We start from the raw sequence: 26,257 nt of genomic DNA on the forward strand, positions 1-26,257 counted from the left end.
GCGTGTGCTGTTCGGAGCTGATGGCATGGACCACCTGACCACGAGCGCCTTCGACCTTCCCGACCGCCTTGCCGCCAAGGCCGACCCGACGCTGATCGGCGACGACGAGCGCCACTTCGCCGCCATCGCGGAAAGCCTCGACCGGACGATCGCCGAGCTGTCCGACCGCCTCGACACCCTGCGCAAGGCGCCCGGCGGCGTCGGCCGGGCCGTGATGGACCGGGACGTCGAGGTCCACCACGTGACCGCCCGCCTGCGCGCGCTGCGCCGCTTCGGCCTCGACCTGTGCCTCGGCCGCATCGTCGGCGCGGACGACGCCGAGCCCCTCTACATCGGACGGCTCGGCCTCACCGACAGCGAGGGCCGCCGGCTGCTGCTCGACTGGCGCTCACCCGCCGCCGAGCCGTTCTTCGCGGCCACCCACGCCGAGCCGATGGGCCTGGCGAGCCGCCGCCGCTACCGCTGGACCCGCGGCCGGATCAGCGACTACTGGGACGAGGTGTTCAGCGCCGACGGGCTCGAAGGGCACGCCGCCCTCGACGACCAGTCCGCGTTCATCGCGAGCCTGGGCACCAACCGCTCGTCCCGGATGCGCGACGTGCTCTCCACCATCCAGTCCGACCAGGACGCCATCATCCGGGCGGGATCGCGCGGCGCCCTCGTCGTCGACGGCGGCCCCGGCACGGGCAAGACCGTCGTCGCCCTGCACCGCTCCGCCTACCTGCTGTACTCCGACCCGCGCCTCGGCCACCGCCGCGGCGGCGTCCTGTTCGTCGGCCCGCACCGGCCCTACCTGGACTACGTCGCCGACGTCCTGCCCAGCCTCGGCGAGGAGGGCGTGCAGACCTGCATCCTGCGGGACCTCGTCACCGAGGGGGCGGAGGCGAAGGACGAGAGCGACCCGGAGGTGGCCCGCCTGAAGTCGTCCGCCGACATGGTGAAGGCGATCGAGACGGCCGTCCGGTTCTACGAGGACCCGCCCACCCAGGCCATGACGGTCACCACGCCCTGGTCCGACGTCCGGCTGACCGCCGGCGACTGGGCCGAGGCGTTCGACGCGCCGGGCCCGGGCACCCCGCACAACGAGGGCCGCGAGCTGGTGTGGGAGGCGCTGGTCTCGATCCTGTTCGACCAGCACGACGGCGACGACGTCACGCCCGAGGAGTTCCGCACGGTGCTGCGCCAGGACCGGGAGCTCGTCGAGACCCTCAACAGCGCGTGGCCGCTCCTTGAGGCGGCCGACGTCGTCGGCGACCTCTGGTCGGTGCCCGCCTACCTGCGGATGTGCGCGCCCTGGCTCGCCCCCGACGACGTACGCAGGCTGCGGCGCGCGGACGCCACGGCATGGACGGTGTCCGACCTGCCGCTCCTGGACGCGGCGAGGCTGCGGCTCGGCGACCGGGACGCGGAACGGCGCAAGCGGCAGCACGACGCCCTGGTCGCCGCCGAACGCGAGCGCATGGCCGGCGTCATCGACGAGATCATCTCGGCCTCCAACTTCAACTCGGCCGGCGACGAGAGCGAAGGCGCGCTGCGCATGCTGCGCGGCAAGGACCTCCAGGACACCCTGATCGACGAGAGCGCCCTGCCCACTGCCGAACCCGACCTCCTCGCCGGACCGTTCGCGCACATCGTCGTGGACGAGGCCCAGGAACTGACCGACGCGGAATGGCAGATGCTGCTCCTGCGCTGCCCCTCCCGCAGCTTCACCATCGTCGGCGACCGCGCGCAGGCCCGGCACGGCTTCACCGAGTCGTGGCAGGAACGCCTGGAGCGGATCGGCCTCGACCGGAACGAGGTGGCCTCCCTCAGCATCAACTACCGCACACCGGAAGAGGTCATGACCGAGGCCGAGCCGGTCATCCGGGCCGCGCTCCCGGACGCCAACGTGCCGACGTCCATCCGCAGCAGCGGCATCCCGGTGCTCCACGGATCCGTCACGGACCTCGACCCGGTCCTGGAGAGCTGGCTCGCCGAGCACGCCGACGGGGTCGCCTGCGTCATCGGGGCCCCCGCCTTCCCGGCCACGCCCCGGGTCCGCTCGCTGACGCCGGAGCTGTCGAAGGGCCTCGAATTCGACCTGGTCGTGCTCGTGGACCCGGAGGAGTTCGGCGAGGGCATCGAGGGGGCGGTCGACCGCTACGTGGCGATGACCCGGGCGACGCAGCGGCTGGTCGTCCTGACGAGCTCCTGACGAGTTGCCGGCCGGGCTCCTGGACCGGCCCCGGCCGGTTCCGAAAAAAATCCGGGGGATTTCCGGGGCGGTGTCGATCGGGCCGTCTCCCGTTCGACGTATGAGTTGAGAGGCGGGGAAACGGTCCCCGCCCCGCACGGAGCCGCAGAAACGGAACCCGTGGAATCGGGATCCGTGGAATCGGGATCCGTGGAACCGGAAGAACGGAGACGATCATGCCGCGCTACCTGTCGATGGTCCGCATCGATGAGAACAACGCCCCCGCGGGCGGCCCCAGCCCCGAGCTCATGGAGCGGATGGGCAACCTGATCGGCGAGATGACCAAGGCTGGGGTCCTGCTCGACACGGCCGGGCTCACCCCGTCCGCCGAGGGCACCCGGGTCCGCTGGAACGGCGGCCAACTGACCGTCACCGACGGCCCGTTCACCGAGTCCAAGGAGGTCGTGGGCGGTTACGCGATCATCCAGGCCAAGGACAAGGCCGAGGCGATCGAGTGGACCAAGCGGTTCCTCCAGGTCCACGAGAAGGAGTGGGACGTCACCTCGGAGGTGCGGGAGATCGCCGAGGGCTAGGCCCTCGGCCTGCTGCGGCCGGGGCTTCGGCCCCGGCCCCTCGGGGGACGCCCCGGGAAATGTTGCCGCCCGCTGGCCGCGGTGATCTGCTGGTACGGCCGGGCCGCGAAGAGGCGGCGATTTTCCGGGCCGTACGGCGATGAGTTTCGCGGGCGGGGCCGGTCTACCTGTTGATGCCGCCCAGAGGGGGCCGGGCAACGCCAAGGAGGCCGAGGATGTCCGCGAAGATCACCCAGAAGATCACCACCTTCCTCTGGTTCGACAGCCAGGCCGAGGAAGCCGCCAACCACTACGTCTCCATCTTCGGCGGCGACTCGAAGATCGTGGGGATCACGCACTACTCGGCGTCGACGCCGGGCGAGCCGGGTTCGGTCATGACCGTCGACTTCCAGCTCGCGGGCCAGAGGTTCACCGCGCTCAACGGCGGCCCGCAGTTCTCCTTCACCGAGGCGATCTCGCTCTCGGTGGCCTGCGACACCCAGGAGGAGATCGACCGGTTCTGGACGCGGCTGGGCGAGGGCGGTGAAGAGGGACCCTGCGGCTGGCTGAAGGACAAGTACGGCCTGTCCTGGCAGGTCGTCCCCGCCGAACTGCCCGAACTGCTCGGCCGGGGCGCGGAGAAGTCCGACCGGGTCATGGCGGCGGTGATGGGCATGAAGAAGCTCGACCTCCAGGCGCTGCGGGATGCGTGACGCGATGTCCGCGCGGCTGGAACGGGAATTCACCGCGAGGCTGGTCAAGAGCCCGGAACAAGGCGGCTGGACGTACGTCGTCTGGCCCGGTTCCGCCGAGTTCTTCGGCACCCGGGGCCTGGTGAAGGTCCGCGGCACCGTCGACGGTCATCCGTTCCGGAGCTCGTTCATGGCCCTGGGCGACGGCACCCACAAACTCCCCGTGAAGGCCGAGGTGCGCAAGGCGATCGGCAAGCGGGAGGGTGACACCGTGACCGTACGTCTGGAGGAGCGTCTCGACGGTTGAGACCTCGCCCGCACCCGCTTCACCTGCGCCTTACCCTGAGGGCGACGCGGGTGTGGGCCCGTGCGGGGAGGGGACCATGACCGGGTTCAGCACACGGATCGCCGGGGTGGCCATGCCCGGGGGCCGGGCCTGCGAGGCCGCGCGGACGGTGTGCGCCGAGTATGCCGACGAGGCGCTGTACCACCACTCCGTACGGGCCTACGTCTTCGGTGCCGCGTACGCGCAGGCATGTCAACTCTCCTTCGACGCCGAGCTGTTGTACGTCTCCGCTCTGCTGCACGACCTTGCGCTGACCGACCCCTTCGACAGTCACAGGCTGCCCTTCGAGGAGGCCGGCGGCCACCTCGCCCGGGTGTTCACGGCCGGGCTCGGCTGGGACGCGGCGCGGCGAGACCGGGCGGCCGAGATCATCGTGCTGCACATGCGGGACGACGTGCCCGCGGAGCAGGACGTGGAGAGTCACCTGCTCCAGATCGGCACGACCGCCGACGTGTCCGGCGGCACCCTTGACGCGTTCGGCACGGAGTTCCGGGCCGAGCTGCTCCGCAGCCACCCGCGGACGGGGTTCGGCACGGCCTTCGTCGAGCTCTTCCGGGACCAGGCGGCGCGCAAGCCGGACTGCGTGGCGGCCGGTCTGGTCGCGGGCGACTGGCCGGACCGCGTGGCGGCCAACCCGCTCGAACGCGGCTGAGGCGTGAGGGGGCCGCACATCGGCCACCTGTTGTGGACACGACGCGGGGTGGGGTCCGGGGGCCGGGCCGCCCCCGATAATCTCTGGCGCATGTCGCCCCGTTCGCCGCTTCCGCCCTCGCCGCCCCCGGTCGAGATACGTGCCTGGCCCGACCGCAACGCACTGCTCGCCGACCGGGCACAGGTCCTGGAGGTGCTGGTCAAGGGGTACTTGGGGGTGGGGCGGCTCGGGCTGCACTGGCTGTGGGCGGCGCTCTTCGCGCTCGGCTGGTCGCTGGTCGGCGCGGCGCTCACCTCACTCACCGACGTCCTCACCGCGATCGTCGGCGGGGTGTTCCTGCTGCTGGGTCTCGGGGTGATGATCCCGACCGGGTTCGCCGTCGGGTTCGGGCTGCGCAAGGACCGCCGCATCCATGAACTCCTTTGCCAATGGGGGGAGTTGGACCGCGATCCCGTGCTCGACCGGAACCTGCGCAGGCCCGGCCTGAGCCTGGCCTGGCTGGTTCCCTCGGTGCTGCTGTGTGCGGGCGGCCTCGCCGTGTGTCTGGTGCTGCCCGCGACCGCCGACCCGGGCCACGACACGTACGCGCTCGTCGTCTACGGCATGGGGCTCGGCCTCATCTGCTGGCTGACCGGGCTCGTCGGCGTCGTGAAGGCGGCCGCCCACCGGCGCTGGGTGCTGCACTCCCTGGCCCCCGGGGCATCGCGCTGACCCCAGGCCTATCCTTGGGACGCCGCAGAGGCATGCGGCGACACATCCCGGGGGAAGGACGGCCGCAATGGCCTGGTACTGGTGGATTCTGATCGTTTTCTGGATGGGCGGGTTCGGCTGGGCGATCGACAACGCCCGGACCGCGCTGCGTACCCGGCACGAGCGCAAGATGGAACGGCTTGAGGCGGCCAAGCAGGAACGTCTCGCCGTGGAGGCCGCGCACAAGCCGCCGGAGCCGGTGTGCGGGTGCACGCACCACTTGGCCAAGCATGACAAGGCGGGGAAGTGTCATGAGCGGGTTGAGGTTCCGGTCGCCTGGGACGAGTCCAAGAAGCCGCTGCGTTTTGAGTCGGGGCAGTGCAACTGCCAGCAGTATGTGGGGCCTCAGCCCCTGTCCCAGGTGTACGCGGACGAGCTGACCGACCTCGAATAGGCTCCGCTTGGGGGGCGGGACGGTGAGCGCGGGCCGCCTGAGCCCCGTCGCGCAGTTCCCCGCGCCCCTGGCAGGATCGGTGCCGGCCAGTACCGGCACCGTCAGCCTGTCCGGCGATTGAGGACGAGCGCCCTTCAGGCGCGAACGGGGTCTGGGGCGGAGCCCCAGGACACTCGGCTTCACTCTTCCCCGCCCCCGGAGGGTTTAGGGGAGGGGCGGGGTGGGGCGGGCGAGCGGGTTTGCGATCAGCATCGTCGGCGCCCCCGACACCCGCGTCAGGAACACCGTGGCCGAATGGGGCCCCGACGGCTTCACCTTGCGCCGCACCTCCTCCGGCTCCACCGCCGACCCCCGCTTCTTCACCGTCAGCACCCCCACCCCCCGCTCCCGCAACAACGCCTTCAACTTCTTCATGTTGAACGGGAGTTGGTCGGTGATCTCGTACGCCGAGGTGTACGGGGACGCGTAGGGCTCGTCGCTCGTGACGTACGCGATCGTCTCGTCGATCAGCCGCCCCCCGCACCGCGAGACGATCTCGGCGACCAGGTGCGCGCGGATGACCGCGCCGTCCGGCTCGTACAGGTAGCGGCCGACCGGGCCCACCGGCGGCGCGGCGAGCGGGGCCGGGGCCGACAGCGCGGCGCCCGCGGGCAGTACGGTGGCGCGGAAGGCGCCCGGGGTCACCCCGGTGCCGAACCACAGCACCGCTTCCTTCACGTCGCCCCCGTCCGAGATCCACTCCGCCTCGGCCTGCGGCGGGATCGCCTCGTGCGGGATGCCGGGGGCGATCTTCAGCGCGGCGAACGGGGCGGCGAGGGCGGCCGAGACCGCCCACGAGAGCGGGGGCGAGTACGCCTCCGGGTCGAAAATGCGGCCCCGGCCACCCCGCCTCGCCGGGTCCACGAAGACCGCGTCGTACGGCGACGTATCGACGTCCGTGACGTCCGCGCACCGCACCTCGATCAGGTCCGCGAGGCCCAGCGCCTCCGCGTTGGCGCGGGCCACCGCCGCCGTCAGCGGGTCGCGGTCGACCGCGAGGACCGAGATCCCGGCCCGCGCGAGGGCCAGCGCGTCGCCGCCGATGCCGCAGCACAGGTCCGCCACGCTGCGTACGCCGTGGGCGGCGAAGACCTCCGCGCGGTGGGTGGCGACCGAGGTGCGGGTCGACTGCTCGACACCGTTCGGCGTGAAGAACATCCGGTACGCGTCCGCCGCGCCGAACTTCGCCACCGCCCGCTGCCGCAGCCGTGCCTGCCCCAGCGCCGCCGACACCAGGCCGGCGTCGTGCTCGCGGCGCAGCCGGGTGGCGACCGCCAGCTCCTGGGACGGGTCGTAGTCCCGCAGCGATGCGAGCAGGGTGCGGCCCTCGTCGGTGAGCAGCAGGGAGAAGGTGTCGAGGTCGTTCACCCCGTCATTGTCGTGCAGCCGCCGCCCCGCTGTGGGCCAGGCGGGCGATGGTGCGGCCGCCGGCGGCGGTGTCGTCCGGGTCGCGGGGCCCGCGCCTGACAGGATGCGGCGCCATGCAACTAGTACGACAAAAGGGAAAATCACGGACGAAGGTCGCCTGTCTTGCCCTCGCCCTCGGCGCCGCCCTGCTCACCTCGGGCTGCTCCTCCGAGGAGGGCGAGGTCGGCCGCCCCGGCGCCGAGGCCGCCAAGAAGGGCCCCGCCGACCACGCCGACCAGCTCAAGCAGGCCGAGGCCGCCCGGCTCGCGGCCGTCAAGAAGTGGGGGCTGGCCAAGCCGCCGCTGCTCGCGCCCCCGCCGCCCGCCGTCAAGCCGAGGATCACCAACCGCCCCGGGTTCGAGACGGACGGCGGGGACTCGCTGCCGCCGGTCTTCACCACCGTCCCCACCAAGGACCGGATCGTCTTCCTCACGATCGACGACGGCGCCGAGAAGGACCCCACCTTCCTGAAGATGATGCAGGAACTCCGCATCCCCTACAGCGCGTTCCTCAGCGACTACCTGGTCAAGGACGACCACGACTACTTCAGGAAGATGCAGGGCCTCGGGGTCACGCTCAACAACCACACCCTCAACCACCGCTACATGCCCGCGCTCTCCTACGACGAGCAGCGGCACGAGATCTGCGACCAGCAGGACAAGATCGGCCAATGGGCGGGCGTACGGCCCCGGCTGTTCCGGCCGCCGTACGGCAACTACAACGAGGACACCCTCAGGGCCGCCCAGTCCTGCGGCATCAAGGCCGCGCCGCTGTGGGCCGCCGAGGCCTTCACCGACCACATGGAATGGCGCGAGTGGGACCGCGACCTGCACCCCGGCGACATCGTCCTGACCCACTTCCGCGGCCGTCAGGACTGGAACGGGACCATGCCCGACATGATCCGGCAGGTGATGAAGGTGATCACCGACAAGGGGTACGCCGTGGCCCGTCTGGAGGACTACGTGTGACCTTTCCCGGGGAGCCGCGGTGAAGCGCGCGCACCGGCTCCGGGCCGCCCTGGCCGGGCTGCTCGCCGCCGGTGCGCTGCTCTGCCCGCTGACCGGATGCACGGAGCCGGCCGCGCCCGCCGCGCCCTTCGAGCGGCTCGGGCGCAGGGCCGCGCGCAAGGTGGTGCCGCACGCCGGACCCGACACGCGGGCGGTCGCCGCCCGCCGCTGGGGCCTGGCCGCACCACTGGCCCGGGCCCCGCGCCCGCCCGCCGTCCGGCCGGCCCTGCCCTACGTCGTCGACCGGGTCCCGGTGCGGACGAAGGTGGTCTTCCTGACCTTCGACGACGGGCCCGGCACCGACCCGGGCTTCCCTCGCATGGTCCGCGACCTGGGGCTCCCGGTCACCCTGTTCCTCACCGGCAGCATGGCCGCGCCCGCCTCCGACCGCGTCGAGACGCTGCGCGCGCTCGGCGCCGGGCTGCACAACCACACCCTGGACCACCCCGACCTGCGCACCCTGGACCACCCCGAGCAGCGCGCCGAGATCTGCGGCCAGCGGGACCGGCTCACCGCCCGGTTCGGCGCCCGCCCGCGCCTGTTCCGGCCGCCGTACGGTGCCTACGACGCGAGCACCCTGCGGGCCGCGAAGGAGTGCGGGGTCACCGCGCTCGTCCTCGCCCGGGCCACGATGACGGCCGACGGCCTGCGCTACGCCGAGGGAGCCAGTCGTCTGAAGCCCGGCGACATCGTGCGGGCCCGCCTGCCGGAACACGGCGCGAGCGGCGCCAGCGCGACCCGGCTGACGGCGCGGCTGCTCGACGAGATCCAGGCGCAGGGATTCACGGTGGGACGGCTTGAGGACTACCTCTGACCTTCTATGCCCGGGTGCCTGCCCTCAGTGGTTCGAGCTCCAACTCCCCTTCCGGTGCGTCGAGTTCGGCTTCTCTCTGTCGTTCGCCGCTGTCGCTGATCCGGATGAGCAGCGCGATCATCAGCCAGTTGGCGACCAGGGACGAGCCGCCCTTGGCGAGGAACGGCAGCGCCTTGCCGGTCAGCGGGATCAGGCCCGTCACCCCGCCCGCCACCACGAACACCTGGAGTGCGAGGGCCGCCGCGAGGCCCGTGGCGAGCAGCTTGCCGAAGCCGTCGTGCGCGGAGAGCGCGGCGCGCAGACCCCGCTGCACAAGGAGCGCGTACAGGGCGAGGACCGCCATCATCCCGGCCAGGCCCAGCTCCTCGCCGACCGTGGTCAGGATGAAGTCGCTGCGGCCCGCGAAGCCGACGAGTTCGGGGTGGCCGAGGCCGAGGCCGGTGCCGGTCATGCCACCGCTGCCGAAACCGAACAGGGCCTGGGCGGCCTGGTCGGAGATGAGGCCCGGCGGGCGTTCGGCGGGCGGCTTGTAGATGTCGAAGGGGTGCAGCCAGGCGACGATACGGCCCTTGACGTGCGGCTCCGTCGAGCCGACCACGAACGCTCCGACCGCCGCCATCACGATGCCGGTCAGGATCCAGCTGGTGCGCTGGGTGGCGACGTACAGCATCACCACGAACAGGCCGAAGAAGATCAGCGAGGTGCCGAGGTCGCGTTCGAAGACCAGGACGAGCAGGCTCACCACCCAGATGGTCAGGATCGGCGCGAGCTGGCGGCCGGGCGGCAGCCGGACCCCGAGCACCTTGCGGCCGGTGAGCGCGAGGGAGTCCTTGTGCACGACCAGATAGCCGGCGAAGAACACCGCGATCATGATCTTGACGAACTCGCCGGGCTGCAGCGAGAACGGGCCGAGGTAGATCCAGCGCTTGGCGCCATAGGTGTCGCCGGGGAAGAACGCCGGGGCCATGAGCAGCACCAGGGCCGTGGCCATGCAGAGGTAGATGTAGCGCTGGAGCCGCCGGTGGTCGCGCAGTACGGCCAGGGTGGCGAGCGCGGCCGCGAAGCCGATGACCGTCCAGATGAGCTGGCCCGAGGCGGTGGCCTCCGCCTTGAACTTGTGCGCGTACGTGGGGTCGAGCCGGTAGAGCAGCACCAGGCCGAGGCCCGACAGGAGCAGGGCGAGCGGCAGGATCAGCGGGTCGGCGTACGCGGCATAGCGGCGCACCGTGAGATGCCCGGCGAGCGCGATCAGCGCCATGCTGATCCCGAACTCGTAGGTGGTGCGCGGGAGTTGGCCCGTCATGGCCATCGCGGCCGCCGCGTGGCCGAACGTGGTCACGGCGACGACGAGCAGCAGGAGCAGCGCCTCGGAACGGCGGCGCCGGACCGCGACGGGGCCGGAACCGCCGGCCCGGATCAGTCGACGCACGGGATGCCGCCGCCGTCGATGACCGGGGGCGCGGGCGCGGGTGGCGCCTTGCTCGGCGCCGGGGAGCCCTCGGGTGCGCTGGGCGGCGTCGAATGAACCGGATTGGTCTGTTCCGCGACTATCTGCTTGATCTTCACCGGATCGACGATATTGACGTCTTCGCCCCGGTGTTTGGCGAATCGCTCGATCGGAAGTGTCGTGAATGCCACATTCCCGCCCGAAACGTTCCTGGCCTGCTTGACGAACGACATCAGGTCCCAGCCCTTGTCGGTGACGAGGTCCTGCTTGGCCGCGTTCAGCAGATTCAGGAGGCGGACCGGGTCGGTGAACGTGCCGACGGAGTCGAGCTTCTGCGTCGCCGAGGCGAGGAAGGCCTGCTGGCGGCGCGTACGGTCCAGGTCGCCGCCGTCGAGGCCGTGCCGCTGCCGCACGAACGCGAGGGACTGCTGCCCGTTCAGGGTCTGCTTCCCGGCAGGGAAGTCGGCGCCCGAGTACTTGTCCTTCACGGGCTTCTTCAGACAGACCGTCACCCCGTCCAGGGCGTCGGCCAGGTGGTAGAACCCGGCGAGATTCACCTCGGCGAAGTGGTCGATGGGCACGCCCAGGAAGTTGCGTACGGTCTCGATCTCGGCCCGGCGGCCCGCCTCGCGGCCCGCCGTCTCCAGCTTCCCCTTGTCGGTGACGCCCTGCGCGGCGAGCTTCTCCTCGGTGCGGGCCTTCTCCAGGCCGTACGCCTTCTTGATCTTGTCCTGGCCGTGCCCTGGGATGTCGACCAGGTCGTCCCGGGGCACCGAGAACGCCTTCGCCTTGCTGCCGTCGGCCGGCACGTGCAGCAGGATCAGGGTGTTGGTGTTGTAGCCGCCGATGTCGGAACTGCCCGCGTGCAGCTTGTCGAGGACCTCGGGCGGCAGGTCGTCGCCGTTCTGGTCCTTGCGGCTGTCCAGGCCCATCAGCAGGATGTTGGTGTCCCCGCCCACCGACTTGGGCGCGTTGTCGCCGAGCGCGTGCGAGGTGCCGATGCTCCCGGCCAGATCGCGGTAGAGGTACCAGCCGCCGGCCAGGGCGCACAGCACCAGGACGACGGCGGCCAGGGCGAGCGTGCGCACCAGGCGCATCGGGCCGGAACGCTTCTTGCGACGGCGGTTGATTCGGCTGCGGCTCATTCGACGGTGGCTCACGCCGACCGATGCTGTGCCCCGGGCGCTGAAGGAATCCTGAGAGTCCTGAAGACGCCTTCAGGAACCCGTGTTCCGGGACCTCTGCGTCCGGGACCGGGGCTGTCGGGAATCCGTGCTTTCGGGGCGCCCCGGCAGCCGCACCGTGAACGTCGCGCCCGGGCCCGCCCCCACCGACAGCTCCCCGCCGTGGGCCCGCGCGATCTCGCGGGCGATCGCGAGCCCGAGCCCGGTGCCGCCGCTCTCGCGGGCGCGGGCGGTGTCCAGGCGTACGAAGCGCTCGAAGATCCGGGACCGGTCGGCGGCCGGGACGCCGGGCCCGTCGTCGGTGACTTCGAGGACCGCGTCCGCCCCCTCCCCTGCGGCCCGCACCCGCACCGTCGTACGGGCATGGCGTACCGCGTTGTCGACGAGGTTGGCCAGCATCCGCTCCAGCTGTGCCGGGTCGCCGCGCACCGGCACGGGAGCGTCCGCGAGCAGCTCGACCGGGACCCGGGCGGCCCGCCTGCGGGCGGTGTCCTCGGCCGCGAGCAGCGTCAGGTCGACGGGCTCGTCCAGGGGCTGCGGGTGGGCGTCGAGGCGGGCCAGGAGCAGCAGGTCGGCGGCGATCCGCCGGAGCCGCTCGGTGTCGTCGAGCGCGGCCCGCACCGACGCCGCGTCCGGTGCGGCCAGGGCGACTTCGAGCCGGGAGCGGACCGCGGCGATCGGGTTGCGCAGCTCGTGCGAGGCGTCGGCGACGAACTCGCGCTGGCGGACATGGGCCTGTTCGAGCCGGTCGAGGGTGGCGTTCACGGTCCGGGCGAGCAGCGCGATCTCGTCGGCGCCGCCGGGGTCGGGGACCCGCCGGTCCAGTTCGCTGGAGCTGACCTCGGCGAGCTCGGTGCGGATCGAGGTCACCGGGCGCAGCGCGAGCCCGGTGCCGGCCCAGGCGATGGCGGCGGCGAGCGCGATCAGCGGCGGGGCGCTGGCGAGCAGGGCCCATCCGATGGCGCCGGTCGCGTCGTCGACATCGCTGAGCACGGTCATCCCGTACACATAGCTCGCGGGGCCGCCGGGAATCTGGGCGCGTACGACGACGGCGACCTCGTGGCGGCCCGCGTCCTTCAGGAGCCGGGACGCCGAGTCCTGGCCGTCCGGCGGGCGGAGCCCCGCCAGCTCCCCGGCGGCGCCGGTCTCCTGGCTGGCGGCGGTGACCCGGCCCCGCTCGTCGAGCACGACGACGAGGTCGACGCCGTCGTCCGGCGGCGGCAGCTGTGCTCGTACGGTCCCGGTGTCGACCTGGGCGGCGACCTTGCGGGCGGCCAGCTCGGTGCGGCCGGTGGTGTTGTCGAGCAGGTTGGAGCGCAGCACGATGTAGAGCCAGATCCCGCCCGCGGCGAGCAGCAGCGCCATCGCGAGGGCGGCGGCCGCGGCGACCTTTCCCCGTACGGTCCGAGGCGGCAGCCGCTTCATGAACCGCCGCGGCTCAGCCCCCATCGGGCGCCATCCGGTAGCCGACCCCGTGCACGGTCAGGATCGATCGGCGGCCGAACGGAGAATCGATCTTTTTCCTGAGCGAAGAGACGTAGACCTCGACGATGTTCGGATCGATCCCGCCGTCCGCTCCCGCGCCGCTGTCCCAGACCTCGTCCAGGATGTGCTGCTTGGCGACGGCCTGGCCCGGCTCGGCCATCAGGCAGGCCAGGACCGCGAGTTCCCGGGCGGTCAGCTCGATCTCGCGCTCGCCGCGCCGGCAGCGCCGGGCGGCGGTGTCGAGGGTGAGGTCGCCGGCCTGGAGGGTGTCCTGGCGCGCGGCCCCGGCCCGGCGGCCGAGCGCACGGAGCCGGGCGAGCAGCACGACGAACGAGAAGGGCTTGGTCAGATAGTCGTCGGCCCCCGAGTCGAGCCCGTCGGCCTCGTCGTACTCGCCGTCCTTGGCGGTCAGCATCAGGACGGGGGTGAGATCGCCGAGCCGCCGCATCCGCCGGCAGATCTCGTAGCCACTGAGTCCCGGCAGCATCAGGTCGAGCACGATCGCGTCGTACCCGCCGGTGAGCGCGAGGTCGAGTCCGCGGTGGCCGTCGTGCGCGAGGTCGACCCAGTGGCCCTCGGCGGAGATGCCCCGACGCAGCGAGTCGGCGAGCCCGGTTTCGTCCTCGACGACCAGAATGCGCATGCCGTCCAGGGTCACACAGGTGGCTGGAAGCCCGGGAAGTGTCCGCCGTGGCGGTGGCAGATTGGCACTCCGCTTGACCGAGTGCTAATCACCGTCCTAGTCTCGCTTCTGGCACTCCCCACCGGAGAGTGCCAAGTAGCGACGGGCAGGTCCGGCACCCGCGACGACGGATCCACCTGGTCGCCACCCCAGACAGTTAACCCCGTGAGATCTCCGAAGGGGGAGACCGGATCGTGACGACCGCCAGCTCCAAGGTTGCCATCAAGCCGCTCGAGGACCGCATTGTGGTCCAGCCGCTCGACGCCGAGCAGACCACGGCCTCCGGCCTGGTCATTCCGGACACCGCCAAGGAGAAGCCCCAGGAGGGCGTCGTCCTGGCCGTGGGTCCGGGCCGCTTCGAGAACGGCGAGCGTCTGCCGCTCGACGTCAGCACCGGCGACATCGTGCTGTACAGCAAGTACGGCGGCACCGAGGTGAAGTACAACGGCGAGGAGTACCTCGTCCTCTCGGCCCGCGACGTGCTCGCGATCATCGAGAAGTAATTCACCGAAGTACGCGAGTACTTCGAGTTCGAAGCGAATGCTTTGAGAGCTGCGCCCCTGGTCACCCCGCTGATTGCCGGGCGGCGAGGGGCGCAGTGTCATTAACCCGAGTTTTCGAGAGGGCTGAACCGCTCCCATGGCGAAGATCCTGAAGTTCGACGAGGACGCCCGTCGCGCCCTTGAGCGCGGCGTCAACAAGCTTGCCGACACCGTCAAGGTGACGATCGGCCCCAAGGGCCGCAACGTCGTCATCGACAAGAAGTTCGGCGCCCCCACCATCACCAACGACGGTGTCACCATCGCGCGCGAGGTCGAGCTCGACGACCCGTACGAGAACCTGGGCGCCCAGCTCGTCAAGGAGGTGGCGACCAAGACCAACGACATCGCGGGTGACGGCACCACCACCGCGACCGTCCTGGCCCAGGCGCTGGTCCGCGAGGGTCTGCGCAACGTCGCCGCCGGCGCCTCCCCGGCCGCCCTGAAGAAGGGCATCGACGCCGCGGTCAAGGCCGTCTCCGACGAGCTGCTCGCGACCGCCCGTCCGATCGAGGACAAGACCGACATCGCCGCCGTCGCCGCGCTGTCCGCCCAGGACAAGCAGATCGGCGAGCTCATCGCCGAGGCCATGGACAAGGTCGGCAAGGACGGTGTCATCACCGTCGAGGAGTCCAACACCTTCGGTGTGGAGCTCGAGTTCACCGAGGGCATGGCCTTCGACAAGGGCTACCTCTCGCACTACATGGTCACCGACCAGGAGCGTATGGAGGCCGTCCTCGACGACCCGTACATCCTGATCAACCAGGGCAAGATCTCCTCGATCCAGGACCTGCTGCCGCTCCTGGAGAAGGTCATCCAGGCCGGCGCCTCCAAGCCGCTCCTGATCATCGCCGAGGACGTCGAGGGCGAGGCGCTCTCCACCCTGGTCGTCAACAAGATCCGCGGCACGTTCAACGCCGTGGCCGTCAAGGCCCCGGGCTTCGGCGACCGCCGCAAGGCCATGCTCCAGGACATCGCCACCCTCACCGGTGCGACCGTCATCGCCGAAGAGGTCGGCCTCAAGCTCGACCAGGCCGGCCTGGAGGTGCTCGGCACCGCGCGCCGCGTCACCATCACCAAGGACGACACCACGATCGTCGACGGTGGCGGCAACAGCGCCGACGTCGAGGGCCGCGTCAACCAGATCAAGGCCGAGATCGAGGCCACGGACTCCGACTGGGACCGCGAGAAGCTCCAGGAGCGCCTCGCCAAGCTGGCCGGCGGCGTGTGCGTGATCAAGGTCGGCGCCGCCACCGAGGTGGAGCTCAAGGAGCGCAAGCACCGTCTGGAGGACGCCATCTCCGCGACCCGCGCCGCGGTCGAGGAGGGCATCGTCTCCGGTGGTGGCTCCGCCCTGGTGCACGCCGCCAAGGTCCTGGACGGCAACCTGGACAAGGTCGGCGACGAGGCCACCGGTGTCGCGGTCGTCCGCCGCGCCGTGGTCGAGCCGCTGCGCTGGATCGCCGAGAACGCCGGCCTGGAGGGCTACGTCATCACCTCCAAGGTGAGCGAGCTCGACAAGGGCTTCGGCTTCAACGCCGCCACCGGCGAGTACGGCGACCTGGTCAAGGCCGGCGTCATCGACCCGGTCAAGGTCACCCGCTCCGCCCTGGAGAACGCCGCCTCCATCGCGTCCCTGCTGCTCACGACCGAGACCCTGGTCGTCGAGAAGCCGGCCGAGGAGGAGCCCGAGGCCGGTCACGGCCACGGTCACGGCCACTCCCACTGACGTCCGCGACGTCGGGCCCGCAGTACGTGTGAAGGCCCCCGCTCCCGCCGTTTCGGCGGGGCGGGGGCCTTCCCCGTTGCCCCCGTTGTCCTCGTTGCGGGAGATCCCGGCTGCTCAGCCCGCGATGCCCAGCTGCTTCATCAGGCCCATGACGTCGTAGTGCCACCAGCCTTCCTGGATCATGTCGTTCTTGAACCGGAAGATCGTGGTGCCGGTGAAGGCGACCTGCTTGCCGGTGGCCGGGAGGCCCTGGAAGTCGCCCGTGTGGGTGCCCTTCACGGTCCACAGCGTCACCACGTCGTCGCCCTCGCAGATCTGCCGGTCGAGGTCGAAGGAGAAGTCGAAGGCCGAGCGCCACCCGATGATGTCGTCGCGTATCTCGTCGCGGCCCACGACCGTGTCCTGCTCCTTGATGATGTCGTGGTCGGCGTAGTCGGCCGCGAACACCTCGTCGATCGCGTCGAGGTTGCCGCCGGTGGCGATCTCGTGGAAGAAGCGGCGGGCGGTTGTCGCGTTCAACTGGTCGTTGCGCACCACATCCAGGTCCGTGAAGGTGGGCGCGCCGTCGCAGAGCGCGACCATCTCGGCGAAGATCCGGTCGGTCTCCGGGAGGTTCGAGTTCGCCATGGCCTCCTCGTACGAGGGAAATTCGATGACCTCGACGAAGTGGTTCCCGTCGGCGCGGTCCTTGCCGAGAAGGCTGTGCGATGCGGTCCGCTTGCCCTTGGTCTGTTCGACCCAGCGGTCCATGAGCCGGTCCAGGTCACTGAACCGTTCGGTCTTGAAGTCGATCACCTGTGCGAATGTCATGACTCCTCCCGGCTGGCTCGGGGTGCATTACATCCAGTTTAGTGATATTCAGGCCATTTGCTCTGTGGGTGGCGGCTCACGCCGAGTGGTGCAGCGCCGCCGGGATTACGGGATCCGCGAACGGCACACCGGCTGCGAACCGCTCCACCTCGTCGAGCGCCCGGTCCGCCATGCGGTGCAGCTCGTTGCCCAGCGAGCCCGCGATGTGCGGGGTCAGCAGGACGTTCGGCAGGTCGTACAACGGGGATTCGCTGGGCGGCAGTTCGGGATCCGTCACGTCCAGGACCGCGTGCAGGCGGCCCGAAAGGAGCTCGGCGAGCAGGGCGGGCTCGTCGACCAGGGAGCCGCGCGCGGTGTTGACCAGCGTGGCACCCGTCGGCATCAGGGCCAGCTGGCGGGCGCCGAGCATGCGGTGGGTCTCGGGGAGCTGCGGCGCGTGGACGGAGACGACGCTGCTGCGGGAGCACAGCGCGTCCAGGGACACCTGCTCAACGCCCAGCGATGCCGCTTCGGTTCCGCTCACGTACGGGTCGTACAGAAGGACTTCGAAATCGAAGGGGCGCAGCAGCTCGATGACGCGGCGGCCGATGCGGGACGCGCCGATCAGGCCGACGGTGCGGCGGTAGTTCCCCGTGCGGTCGGTCTCGCTCAACCACTCGGGGGCGGTGCGCAGTTCGGCATAGCGCCGGGCCGAGCGCAGTACTTCCTTGCCGGCGAAGAGGATCGCGGCCAGCGTGTATTCGGCGACCGGCAGGGCGTTGGCCGCGGCGGCCGACGTCACCGCGATGCCGCGTTCCCAGCAGGCGTCGGTGATGTGGTGCTTGACGGAGCCCGCCGCGTGGACCACCGCGCGCAGACGGGGGGCCGCGTCCAGGACGTCCGCGGTGAGCGGGGGCGCGCCCCAGCAGGTGAGCAGGATCCGGGCCTCGGCGAGGGCGGCGGCGACCGGTGCCGGGGGCGCGGCGAGGTCGTCGGCGACCAGGTACGGGTCGGTGCGGGCGAGGGCCGCGAGCCGGGTGCGGTGGCGCTCGGTGAGGAGGCGGTCCGCGATGCCGGGACCCATCGCGAGCAGCAGAGCGGGCCGATTGTCAGTGGTGTGGTGCATGGTGGGACTCGGGCTCCTCACGAGGCGCTGGCCAGGGGTAACGGGGTGTCCGGGCCGGTCATTTGACGCTGCCGGCGGCGAGCCCGGCCCTCCAGTGCCGCTGGAGGCAGACGAAGGCGACGATCAGGGGGATGACGGCGAGGAGGGAGCCGGTGACGACGAGAGGGTAGTAGCCCGGCTCGGCATGGGTGTTGCTGTTCCAGGCGTACAGACCGAGGCTCAGCGGGAAGAGCTTCTGGTCGCTGAGCATGACCAGGGGGAGGAAGAAGTTGTTCCAGATCGCGGTGAACTGGAAGAGGAACACGGTCACGAAGCCCGGCATCACCATGCGCAGACCGATCGACCAGAACGTGCGCAGTTCGCCCGCCCCGTCGATACGGGCGGCCTCCAGGGCCTCGTCGGGGATGTAGCTCGCGCTGAACACCCGGGACAGATACACCCCGAACGGGTTGACCAGAACGGGGATCAGCACCGACCAGTACGTGTTGACCAGGCCGACCTTGCTCGCAAGGAGGTACATGGGCAGGGCGAGCGCCGTGGTGGGCACGAGCACGCCGAGCAGCACGACGCCGAACAGCTTCTCCTTGCCACGGAAGGCGTACTTGTCGAAGGCGTACCCCGCGGCGACGCTGACCAGCGCACACACCGCGGCACCACCGCCCGCGTACAGGAGGGAGTTGAGGTACCAGCGGAAGTAGACGCCGTCGTTGTACGAGGCGAGCTGCGACAGGTTGTGGCCGAGGTCGAAGCCCTTGAACGAGAAGGCCTCGCCGGACAGCAGGCCGCCGGTGTCCTTGGTCGCGGCCGTGACCAGCCACACCAGGGGGAACAGCGTGTAGAGCACGGAGAGCAGCAGCGTGCCGTTGACCGCGGTCCTGGACAGCCAGCGGCTCGGCCGCCGGGGTACGGCGGGGGAGGTCATGCCTTGGCCCCCTTCCGGTGGGTCAGGCGGGTGACGACGAAGGAGAGCAGGGCCGCGGCGAGCGCGAGGAGCACGGCCGAGGCCGCGGCCAGACCGTAGTCGTTGCGGCTGAACGCGGCGGTGTAGGCGTACATGTTGGGCGTCCAGGTGGAGGTGACCGTGGAACTGCCGCCCTGGTTGAGGATCAGCGGCTCGGTGAAGAGCTGGAGCGAGCCGATGACGGTGAAGAGCGACACCATCACCAACGAGGCGCGGATCAACGGGAGTTTGATGCCGAACGCGGTGCGCCACTCGCCCGCGCCGTCCATGACGGCCGCCTCCAGGACGGAGCGGTCGATGGCCTGGAGCGCCGCGTAGAAGATCACCATGTTGTAGCCGAGCCATTCCCACAGCGCGATGTTGACGACGGAGGGGAGCGTGCCGCTGGAGGAGAAGAAGTCGAAGCCGATGCCGCCGGAGTGCATGGCCTTCACGACGGGGCTGAGGCCCGGGGTGTAGAGGTAGACCCAGATCAGCGCGGCGATGATGCCGGGCACGGCGTGCGGCAGGAACAGGGCCAGCTGGAAGAAGCGGCGGGCGCGGGCCAGCGTCGAGTCGAGCAGCAGCGCGAGCGCGAGGGCGCCGCCGACCATCAGCGGGATGTACACGACGCAGTAGCCGGCGAGTACCCAGAAGCCTTCGCGGAAGGCCCGGTCGCCCAGGGCCGCCGTGTAGTTGTCGAGCCCGCTGAAGACGGAGGCGGCGCCGCCGAAGCCGAGCCCGGACTGCTTCTCGGTGAACAGGCTCAGCCAGAGGGCGTACCCGATCGGCACCACCGTCACGGCGGTGAACAGGACGAAGAAGGGGGTGAGCAGCACGCCCGCCGCGGCGCCGGTGGCCCGGCCCCGCGCCCGCCGGGCCCAAGATGCCTTGCGTGCGGCCGTCACGGGTGCCCCTTCGGTGTGCGCGGCTGCGGTGTGTGAGGCCGCCGTGTGTGCGGTGGCCGTGTCGGAGTGCGGCCCGGTGTCGGCGGCCGTGGTGCCGGGCCTCATCCGGTCAGCCCTCGACCTTCAGTCCGCGCTTCTTCAGCTCGGTGACGGTGGCGTCGTGGGCGGCCCCGATCGCATCGGTGATCTTCACGGAGCCGCCGGCGACCTTGCCGAGCTGGTCCTTGAGGGTGGTGTTGGTGGTGCCCATGCTCGGGCCCCAGCCCCAGTTGGCGTTGATCGAGCTGCCCGCGGCGTCGAAGAGCCGGTAGATGTCCTGGCCGCTGTAGAAGCTCGTGTCGAAGGTCTTCTTGGCGGTCGGGCGCAGCGCGATGTCGGCCGGGAAGGCGCTCGACGTACCGGACTTGATGCGGGCGTCGATGCCATCCGGGGTGGTCGACATCCACTGGGCGAATGCGAGCGCCGCCTCGGTCTTCGTGCTGCCCTTGGTCACCGCCCAGGTGGAGCCGCCGAGCATCCCGCTGGCCGGCTTGCCGTCCCAGGTGGGCACGGGGGCCACCGCCCACTTGCCGCTCTGGTCGGGCAGGGTGCCCTTGAGGACGCCCGCGCCCCACGAGGCGCCGAGGTAGCCGACGGTGGAGCCGTCCTTGAGCGAGGCCGTCCACTCGGGGCTGAAGGAGACCGCGTTCTGTACGAGCTTGTCGTCGATCAGGCCCTGCCAGTAGTCGGCGACCTTGTTGGTGGCGGCGTCGGCGGTGTTGAGCTTCCAGGTGTCGCCGTCGGCCCTGAACCACTGGGCGCCGGCCTGCCAGGCCATCGCCTCGAACGTGGTCGGGTCGTCCGGGAAGAACGTGCCGATGCGCGCCTTGGGGTCGGCGGCCCTGGCCTTCTGGGCTGCGGCCTTGAACTCGTCCCAGGTCTTGGGGACTTGAATCCTGTTCTTCTCGAAGAAGTCCTTGCGGTAGAAGTACGCCTGGGGCGCGGCGTCGAAGGGGATCGCCCAGTTCTTGCCGCCGAGCGTGGTCTGCTGGATCGACTGCGGCAGGAACTGCTTCTTCACGTCGTCGGTGACGTACTTGCTGATGTCCTGGAACGAGCCCTGGCTGACGAACTCCGGGAGCATCGGGTACTCGACGGTGACGAGGTCCGGGGCGTTGCCGGCCTTCACCGCGTTGGAGATCTTGGCGTAGCCGCCGGCATTTCCGGAGGGGATCTCCTCGAACTTCACCCGGATGTTCTTGTGGGAGGCGTTGAAGGCGTCCACCACGTCCTTGGACCCCTTCTGCCAGGCCCAGAACGTGATCGTGACGGGCTTGTCGGCGGTGCCCTTGCCCGCGTCGCCCGATTCACTGTCCCCGCCACCGCAGGCCGTGAGCACGGCGAGAGCGGTGGCGGTGCCGACGAGGGCGGAGGTCGATCTGGTCCAACTGCGGCTCACGGAACGGCTCCTGAACGTGAGGGGACGAGGCGATGGCCGCGATCCTTGGCCCAGTTCTGACCGAAGTCAAGAGCGAAAGTTCGATTGATCGAAAAAAGATCAGAGAAAGGTTGAACGGTCCTCAAAGGTTTCGAACGGTCGTGGTGGGGTGTGGTGTGGTGTCGAGGGAGCGAGGGGTGGGGCGCGTGCGTGGCGTCGCCGGTGTGAGTCGTCGCGGGGCGGGTGCGGCTCAGGACTGAATGCTCGCCGGGCTTCCCAGCGTGTCGGAGGGAGCCCCGCAGGAAGCCCGCACGCGCAGCCTCGGCAGCAGGTCGACATGGCGCCGCGGGGCTTCTTCGGTCCCGCCCGAACCCGTTGCCGGCGTGCCGCGCAGGCGCTCGATCAGCAGCTCGGCGGCGTACCGCCCGACCTCGTGCTTGGGCGGGGCGACCGCCGTGAGCGGAATGTCCGCGAGGGCGGCCACCTCGTCGTCGTACGCCACCAGCGCCAGATTCTCCGGCACCCGTACGCCCAGTTCGGCCAGGCGCTGCACGATCCGGATCGCGTCCACGTCGTTGTGCACCAGCGCCGCCGTGGCCTGCCCGGCCAGGACCGCGGTGCGCAGCGCCTGCACGGCCCGCTCGAACCCGGCCGGGTCCGCCTCGGCCGACACCGAACCGATCACCGGCAGCGGCGGCTTGAGGCCGAGCGCGTCGAGCGCGTACCGGTATCCGGCGCGCACCGCGATCGCCGTCGGGCTGTCCGCGCGGGCCACGAGCAGGGGCGTGCTGTGCCCGAGCCCCAGCAGATGGCGCACCGCGAGGAGCACGCCGTGGCTGTGGTCGGAGCAGACCCGGTCCAGGTCGTCCAGCTCCCGGCCGGGCACCCCGCGCCGCTCCAGGAGCACGGTCGGCACCGGGAGGCCGGCGATCCAGGCGCCGTGCTCGACCGGGTCGTCCGGCTCCTTCCAGCCCGGCGCGATCAGGAGGCCCTCGGCCCCGGCCGCGAGCAGCCCGGCCGCCCGGCCCGCGTCCTCCTGCGGCCGGTAGTCCGAGATCCGCAGGATGAGCCGCGCCCCCGCGGCGGCGGCCGCCTCGTGCGCACCCCGGATGACCTCGGCGAAGTAGTACGTGGCGTTGGGCGCCAGCATGCCGATGACGAGCTCGCGCGCGCCGGGGCCCTGGGACGGGAGGTGGGCCGGGGCCTGGGGATGGGTGTCCTCCCCGGCGCCGGGCCAGGACACCGATCCGTGCACCCGGTCGAGCCGCCCCTCGTTGGCGAGGAGCTCCACGTCCCGCCGCACGGTCACCGGCGAGACCCCCAACTGCGCGGCGAGCTCGGACACCCGCGCCGAGCCGCGCCCACGCACCAGCTCCAGCAGTCGGTCATGACGTTCAGCAGCACTTTCACGCACAGCGGCATCCCCTTCGCGGTGTGGCGGCCCGGTTGGGCCCAGACCCTAATGCAATGTGATCGAACGATGGGAGTTTCGATCATTCGGTCCGATCCATTGACGTTCGATCAGACCGAGTTCTAAGTTCCCAGAGATCCAACGGGACGGGGACGGGGTGCCCGCACTCCACTCCCGTCTTCAGCTTCAGGGGGACACCATGCCCACCCCGTCCGAGAACCGGGAGCTCAGCCCCTGCACCGGCTGGACCCGTGCGCACTGGGAGCGGTCGGCGGATCAACTGCTCCTGGCCGTGCGGCCCCACGCCTCGCCCCGGCGGGGGCTGATCCATCTGCCCGGCGCCCGGCCCAGCTGGTCGGGGCCGCGCTCCGACGGGCTGGAAGGCTATGCCCGTACCTGGCTGCTCGCAGCGCTCCGCGTGGCCGGGGCCCGGGGCGAGGACCCCCACGGCCACCTCGACCGTTACGCCGAGGGGCTCGCCTCCGGCACCCAACTGCCCGTCGCCACAGGCGAGTTGAGCCATGCGTCTCCCGACGCCTGGCCGCTCACCACCCACGTACGGCAGGCGATCGTCGAGGCGGCCTCCGTCGCCCTCGGCCTCCGCCTCACCCGCCCCTGGTTGTGGGACAAGCTCGACGACCGCACCCGTCAGCGCGCCGTCGACTGGCTGCTGCCCGCCCTCGGCCCGTCCCCGGTGGACAACAACTGGTGGCTGTTCGGCCTCACCGTCGCCGGATTCCTCCAGGACGCCGGCATCGAGACCGACGGTGCCAAGGCCGCCATCGAGCGCGCCCTGGAACGCATCGACCAGTGGTACCTCGGCGACGGCTGGTACAGCGACGGACCGAACCGCTCCTTCGACCACTACAACGCCTGGGCCCTCCACTTCTATCCCGTTCTGCATGCCCATCTGAGTGACGACCAGGACCTGCTGGACCGCTACGGCCCCCGGCTGCACGCCCAACTCGATGCCCACAGCCGCCTGTTCGGCGCCGACGGCGCGCCGATGCCGTACGGGCGCTCGCTGACCTACCGGTTCGCCGCCGCGGCCGCACCCTGGCTCGGCGCGCTCACCGGCCACACCCCGCTCAGCCCGGGCGCCACCCGCCGACTGGCCTCGGGCACCCTGAAATACTTCCTCGACCGGCCCGAAGGCCGGGGCGCGACCGACGCCGCCGGGCTGCTCACCCTGGGCTGGCACGGCCCGTACCCACCGGTGATCCAGCACTACTCGGGCCCCGCATCCCCGTACTGGGCGTCCAAGGGCTACCTCGGACTGCTCCTGCCGCCCGAACACCCCGTATGGACGGCCGTCGAGGAGCCGCTGCCCGCCGAGACCGGGGACGCCACCACGACCCTCGGCCCGCCGGGCCTGCTGGTCCAGTCGACGGCCGCGGACGGCCTGGTCCGCCTGCACAACCACGGCAGCAACCACCATGTGGACGGCGGCCCGGACGAGGACCCCTGCTACTCCCGCTTCGCCTACTCGACCGCCACCGGGCCCACCTTCGACGGCGTACCCGACAACCACTTCGGGCTGGTGACCGCGGGGGAGCCGACCACCCGGGGCCCGGCCGTCCCGCTCGGCGGCGGTCCCGGCTGGGCGGCGTCCCTGTCCGAGCCGCGTCCGGGCCCGCCCGGCGTGCGGATCGTCTCGGTCACCCTCGCGCACGGCCGTGCCGAGCTCCGCGCCCACCTCGTCACCGGGGCCGAACCGGGCACCCCCGTCCGCCAGACCGGCTGGGCCGCCACCCCCGGCCGCACCGCCCAGTTGCACCCCGCGCACGGCTACGCGGCAGAGGTCCACCAACTCGCCGCAGGACCAACCCTGTTCGGGCCCGTCTCCGGCATCCGGGCGCTCCACGGAACGACCGGCGCCGCACCAACCCTGTTCATCGCGCTCGCCTCCCTCACGGCCGAGCCGGACCCGAGCCCGGTCCACACCCTCGCCGACATCCGGGTCACCGGCCACACCGTCCGGGTGACCTGGCAGAACGGAACCACCTGCCGGCTCGTGCTCGACTCCGCCTCCCCGACCGTCCGTACGGAGGACGGGTGAGGCCCCGCCGCAGCCCTCACGGCCACGGCGGCCGGCTCACTTCGGGCCGTACTTCCGGCCCGTCTTGGAGGTGATGCCGCCGAGCAGGCCGCGCGGCGCCAGCTTCACCGCGCCCATCAGCGCCTTGTAGCGCGGGTCGGGGATCGAGAGCGACTTGCCGCGCGCGAGGTCGGTCAGCGCGGCCGCCACCAGCTTGTCGGCGTCCAGCCACAGCCAGCCCGGGATGTTGTCGGTGCCCATGCCGGCCCGCTGGTGGAACTCGGTCCGCACGAAGCCGGGGCACAGTGCCATCAGGCGCACCCCGGACCCGGCGAGGTCCCGGGCCGCGCCCTGGGTGAACTGCACGACCCACGCCTTGGACGCGCCGTAGGTGCCGCGCGGCACGAAGGCGGCGACCGAGGCCACGTTCACGACCCCGCCACGTCCGCGCTCGCGCATCGAGGCGGTGGCCGCCGAGGTCAGCCTGAGAACTGCCTCGATGTGCACCTTGATCATGGTGAGTTCATCCGCCATGGACACTTCGAGATAGCGGCCCTTGTTGCCGAACCCGGCGTTGTTGACCAGGAGATCGACCGGCTGCCTGGGCTGCGAGAGCCGCGCCTCGACCGCGGCGATCCCGTCCTCCGTGGACAGGTCGGCGGTCAGCACCTCGGCCTCGATGCCGTGCCGGTCGTGCAGCTCGGTGGCCTGCTCGCTCAGCCTCTTGGTGTCCCGGGCCACCAGCACCAGATCGTGTCCATCGGCCGCGAGGCGCCGCGCGAACGCCGCGCCGATGCCCGCCGTTGCTCCCGTAATCAGTGCAGTCGTCATAGGCGCACGTTAATGCCCCCGGTAGGCGTGCGATGACCGCCCCCGCCCGGCCGTCCAACCGGTCGTGACCCGCATGAACTGGCCCAATAGCGACAGTCTTTGAGGGGTCTGTGGCGGTCTTGAGGGGAACGGCTCGGGCCCCGGCCGCTATGAGTCCCGCTTGGCCAGGTACTTCCGTACGGTCTCGATCGCCTCGGGCTCCAGGGCGTCGCCCGCCGCCAGGGTGCGCGGAAGGAGCGCCCGCTCGGTCGTGAACGCCCGGAACCAAAAGGTCACCGAAACTTCGTGATCCGGTCGCTCGATCACCTCGATCGTATCGCCCGCACGGATCTCGCCCGGTTCGATCACCCGGAAGTACGCGCCCGGAAGCGCCGCCTGTGTGAAGCGCCGGACCCAGCCCTTCTGATCGAGCCAGCCCCCAAACGTCCGGCAGGGAATCCGCCCGGAGGCGACTTCGAGGACCACCTCGCGGCCTATCCGCCAGCGCTCGCCGATCCGGGCATCGTTCACATCGACGCCGTACGTCGTGAGGTTCTCGCCGAACGAGCCGTTGGGCAGGTCGCGGCCGAGCTCCTCGGCCCAGACGTCCAGGTCCTCGCGGGCGTAGGCGTAGACGGCCTGGTGGTCACCGCCGTGGTGGCGCAGGTCGCAGACGTCGTCGCCCTCGACACCGCTGGCGCCCACGCCCTTGGGGCCCGGAGCGAACACCCGGACCGCGCCGCTCACCGGCCGTTTGTCGATGCCGGTGACGCCGCCCCTGGCGTCGGTGTAGCCGGCGGCCTTGGCCCGGCCCAGGTTCACAGACAGAAGCTCCATAGAGGCACGCTAGCCGAGCCAAACTCAAAGCAGCGACCGATTTATCGCCGCGCTCTCCAAGATTCGCTT

25 protein-coding genes are annotated in these 26,257 nt (G+C 71.0%); 12 read left to right on the top strand and 13 right to left on the bottom strand.

All coding sequences use genetic code 11. The annotated features are described in order from the left end of the window. The first annotated feature begins 25 nt into the window (after positions 1–25). The 7 genes from helR (at position 26) to ABD346_RS15560 (ending at position 5,579) form a co-directional block, all read left to right on the top strand. Positions 26–2,194 carry an RNA polymerase recycling motor ATPase HelR gene (gene helR / locus ABD346_RS15530; protein WP_344375298.1) on the top strand — a complete coding sequence of 723 codons (2,169 nt, stop codon included), beginning with the start codon at positions 26–28 and terminating at the stop codon, positions 2,192–2,194. A 215-nt stretch (positions 2,195–2,409) separates the two neighbouring features. Continuing rightward, complete coding sequence (locus ABD346_RS15535) at positions 2,410–2,766, top strand: YciI family protein (protein ID WP_344375300.1); 357 nt, start codon at positions 2,410–2,412, stop codon at positions 2,764–2,766. A gap of 215 nt (positions 2,767–2,981) precedes the next feature. After that, entirely contained in the window at positions 2,982–3,458 is a 477-nt protein-coding gene (locus ABD346_RS15540; protein WP_344375301.1) for a VOC family protein, read from the top strand. Then, a complete protein-coding gene (locus ABD346_RS15545) occupies positions 3,451–3,744 on the top strand; it encodes a DUF1905 domain-containing protein (RefSeq protein ID WP_344375303.1) in 294 nt (97 codons plus the stop codon). Before ABD346_RS15540 ends, ABD346_RS15545 begins: the two co-directional genes overlap by 8 nt. A gap of 76 nt (positions 3,745–3,820) precedes the next feature. Then, the gene (locus ABD346_RS15550) at positions 3,821–4,435 is read left to right on the top strand and encodes an HD domain-containing protein (protein WP_344375304.1); all 615 of its coding nucleotides are present in this window, start codon (positions 3,821–3,823) and stop codon (positions 4,433–4,435) included. A 90-nt stretch (positions 4,436–4,525) separates the two neighbouring features. After that, positions 4,526–5,146 (top strand): hypothetical protein, encoded by a 621-nt coding sequence (locus ABD346_RS15555; RefSeq protein WP_344375305.1) that lies wholly within the window; start codon positions 4,526–4,528, stop codon positions 5,144–5,146. A 67-nt stretch (positions 5,147–5,213) separates the two neighbouring features. Next, positions 5,214–5,579 (top strand): hypothetical protein, encoded by a 366-nt coding sequence (locus ABD346_RS15560; RefSeq protein WP_344375307.1) that lies wholly within the window; start codon positions 5,214–5,216, stop codon positions 5,577–5,579. A 204-nt stretch (positions 5,580–5,783) separates the two neighbouring features. Here the strand turns inward: ABD346_RS15560 and ABD346_RS15565 are convergent, their stop codons facing one another. Further along, on the bottom strand, positions 5,784–6,986 hold the full coding sequence (locus tag ABD346_RS15565; protein ID WP_417801263.1) for a class I SAM-dependent methyltransferase: 1,203 nt from the start codon (positions 6,984–6,986) through the stop codon (positions 5,784–5,786). 113 nt (positions 6,987–7,099) lie between these two features. On the opposite strand from ABD346_RS15565, the gene ABD346_RS15570 reads away from it, so the two are divergent. Then, positions 7,100–7,993, top strand: a complete 894-nt coding sequence (locus ABD346_RS15570) for a polysaccharide deacetylase family protein (protein WP_344375308.1) — start codon at positions 7,100–7,102, stop codon at positions 7,991–7,993. A gap of 19 nt (positions 7,994–8,012) precedes the next feature. After that, the gene (locus ABD346_RS15575) at positions 8,013–8,846 is read left to right on the top strand and encodes a polysaccharide deacetylase family protein (RefSeq protein ID WP_344375309.1); all 834 of its coding nucleotides are present in this window, start codon (positions 8,013–8,015) and stop codon (positions 8,844–8,846) included. Between the two features lie 4 nt (positions 8,847–8,850). Here ABD346_RS15575 and ABD346_RS15580 read toward each other — a convergent pair whose 3' ends face one another. The 4 genes from ABD346_RS15580 to ABD346_RS15595 form a co-directional block, all read right to left on the bottom strand. Continuing rightward, on the bottom strand, positions 8,851–10,275 hold the full coding sequence (locus tag ABD346_RS15580) for an FtsW/RodA/SpoVE family cell cycle protein (protein WP_344375311.1): 1,425 nt from the start codon (positions 10,273–10,275) through the stop codon (positions 8,851–8,853). After that, a complete protein-coding gene (locus tag ABD346_RS15585) occupies positions 10,263–11,438 on the bottom strand; it encodes an LCP family protein (RefSeq protein ID WP_344375313.1) in 1,176 nt (391 codons plus the stop codon). The genes ABD346_RS15580 and ABD346_RS15585 overlap by 13 nt, the downstream gene beginning before the upstream one ends. A gap of 72 nt (positions 11,439–11,510) precedes the next feature. Further along, entirely contained in the window at positions 11,511–12,926 is a 1,416-nt protein-coding gene (locus tag ABD346_RS15590) for a sensor histidine kinase (protein ID WP_344375314.1), read from the bottom strand. Continuing rightward, complete coding sequence (locus ABD346_RS15595) at positions 12,916–13,605, bottom strand: response regulator transcription factor (protein WP_344375315.1); 690 nt, start codon at positions 13,603–13,605, stop codon at positions 12,916–12,918. The genes ABD346_RS15590 and ABD346_RS15595 overlap by 11 nt, the downstream gene beginning before the upstream one ends. A 233-nt stretch (positions 13,606–13,838) precedes the next feature. Here ABD346_RS15595 and groES point away from each other — a divergent pair, with 233 nt between their 5' ends. Both groES and groL read left to right on the top strand, forming a co-directional pair. Then, positions 13,839–14,147, top strand: a complete 309-nt coding sequence (groES, locus tag ABD346_RS15600; protein ID WP_053727656.1) for a co-chaperone GroES — start codon at positions 13,839–13,841, stop codon at positions 14,145–14,147. Between the two features lie 136 nt (positions 14,148–14,283). Further along, positions 14,284–15,912, top strand: coding sequence for a chaperonin GroEL (gene groL / locus ABD346_RS15605; protein WP_344375317.1), 1,629 nt, complete (start codon positions 14,284–14,286; stop codon positions 15,910–15,912). 114 nt (positions 15,913–16,026) lie between these two features. Here groL and ABD346_RS15610 read toward each other — a convergent pair whose 3' ends face one another. The 6 genes from ABD346_RS15610 to ABD346_RS15635 form a co-directional block, all read right to left on the bottom strand. Then, positions 16,027–16,722 carry an ester cyclase gene (locus ABD346_RS15610; protein ID WP_344375318.1) on the bottom strand — a complete coding sequence of 232 codons (696 nt, stop codon included), beginning with the start codon at positions 16,720–16,722 and terminating at the stop codon, positions 16,027–16,029. A gap of 76 nt (positions 16,723–16,798) precedes the next feature. Then, on the bottom strand, positions 16,799–17,827 hold the full coding sequence (locus ABD346_RS15615) for a hydroxyacid dehydrogenase (protein WP_344375320.1): 1,029 nt from the start codon (positions 17,825–17,827) through the stop codon (positions 16,799–16,801). Positions 17,828–17,885: 58 nt separating this feature from the next. Then, positions 17,886–18,749, bottom strand: coding sequence for a carbohydrate ABC transporter permease (locus ABD346_RS15620; RefSeq protein ID WP_344375322.1), 864 nt, complete (start codon positions 18,747–18,749; stop codon positions 17,886–17,888). Further along, on the bottom strand, positions 18,746–19,780 hold the full coding sequence (locus ABD346_RS15625; RefSeq protein ID WP_381225797.1) for a carbohydrate ABC transporter permease: 1,035 nt from the start codon (positions 19,778–19,780) through the stop codon (positions 18,746–18,748). Before ABD346_RS15625 ends, ABD346_RS15620 begins: the two co-directional genes overlap by 4 nt. Positions 19,781–19,784: 4 nt before the next feature. After that, positions 19,785–21,113: an ABC transporter substrate-binding protein gene (locus ABD346_RS15630; RefSeq protein WP_344375325.1), complete on the bottom strand. Its 1,329-nt coding sequence runs from the start codon at positions 21,111–21,113 to the stop codon at positions 19,785–19,787. A 229-nt stretch (positions 21,114–21,342) separates the two neighbouring features. Next, complete coding sequence (locus ABD346_RS15635) at positions 21,343–22,506, bottom strand: substrate-binding domain-containing protein (protein ID WP_344375326.1); 1,164 nt, start codon at positions 22,504–22,506, stop codon at positions 21,343–21,345. A 196-nt stretch (positions 22,507–22,702) separates the two neighbouring features. Between ABD346_RS15635 and ABD346_RS15640 the strand changes: the two genes are divergently transcribed. Further along, positions 22,703–24,562 carry a DUF2264 domain-containing protein gene (locus ABD346_RS15640; protein ID WP_344375327.1) on the top strand — a complete coding sequence of 620 codons (1,860 nt, stop codon included), beginning with the start codon at positions 22,703–22,705 and terminating at the stop codon, positions 24,560–24,562. A gap of 36 nt (positions 24,563–24,598) precedes the next feature. On the opposite strand, the gene ABD346_RS15645 is transcribed toward ABD346_RS15640, so the two are convergent. Next, on the bottom strand, positions 24,599–25,372 hold the full coding sequence (locus tag ABD346_RS15645) for an SDR family NAD(P)-dependent oxidoreductase (RefSeq protein WP_189963034.1): 774 nt from the start codon (positions 25,370–25,372) through the stop codon (positions 24,599–24,601). A gap of 147 nt (positions 25,373–25,519) precedes the next feature. Then, complete coding sequence (locus tag ABD346_RS15650) at positions 25,520–26,188, bottom strand: MOSC domain-containing protein (RefSeq protein WP_344375328.1); 669 nt, start codon at positions 26,186–26,188, stop codon at positions 25,520–25,522. Between the last annotated feature and the right edge of the window lie 69 nt (positions 26,189–26,257).

The organism is Streptomyces mauvecolor (assembly GCF_039532965.1).
Taxonomy (GTDB): Bacteria; Actinomycetota; Actinomycetes; order Streptomycetales; family Streptomycetaceae; genus Streptomyces; species Streptomyces violascens.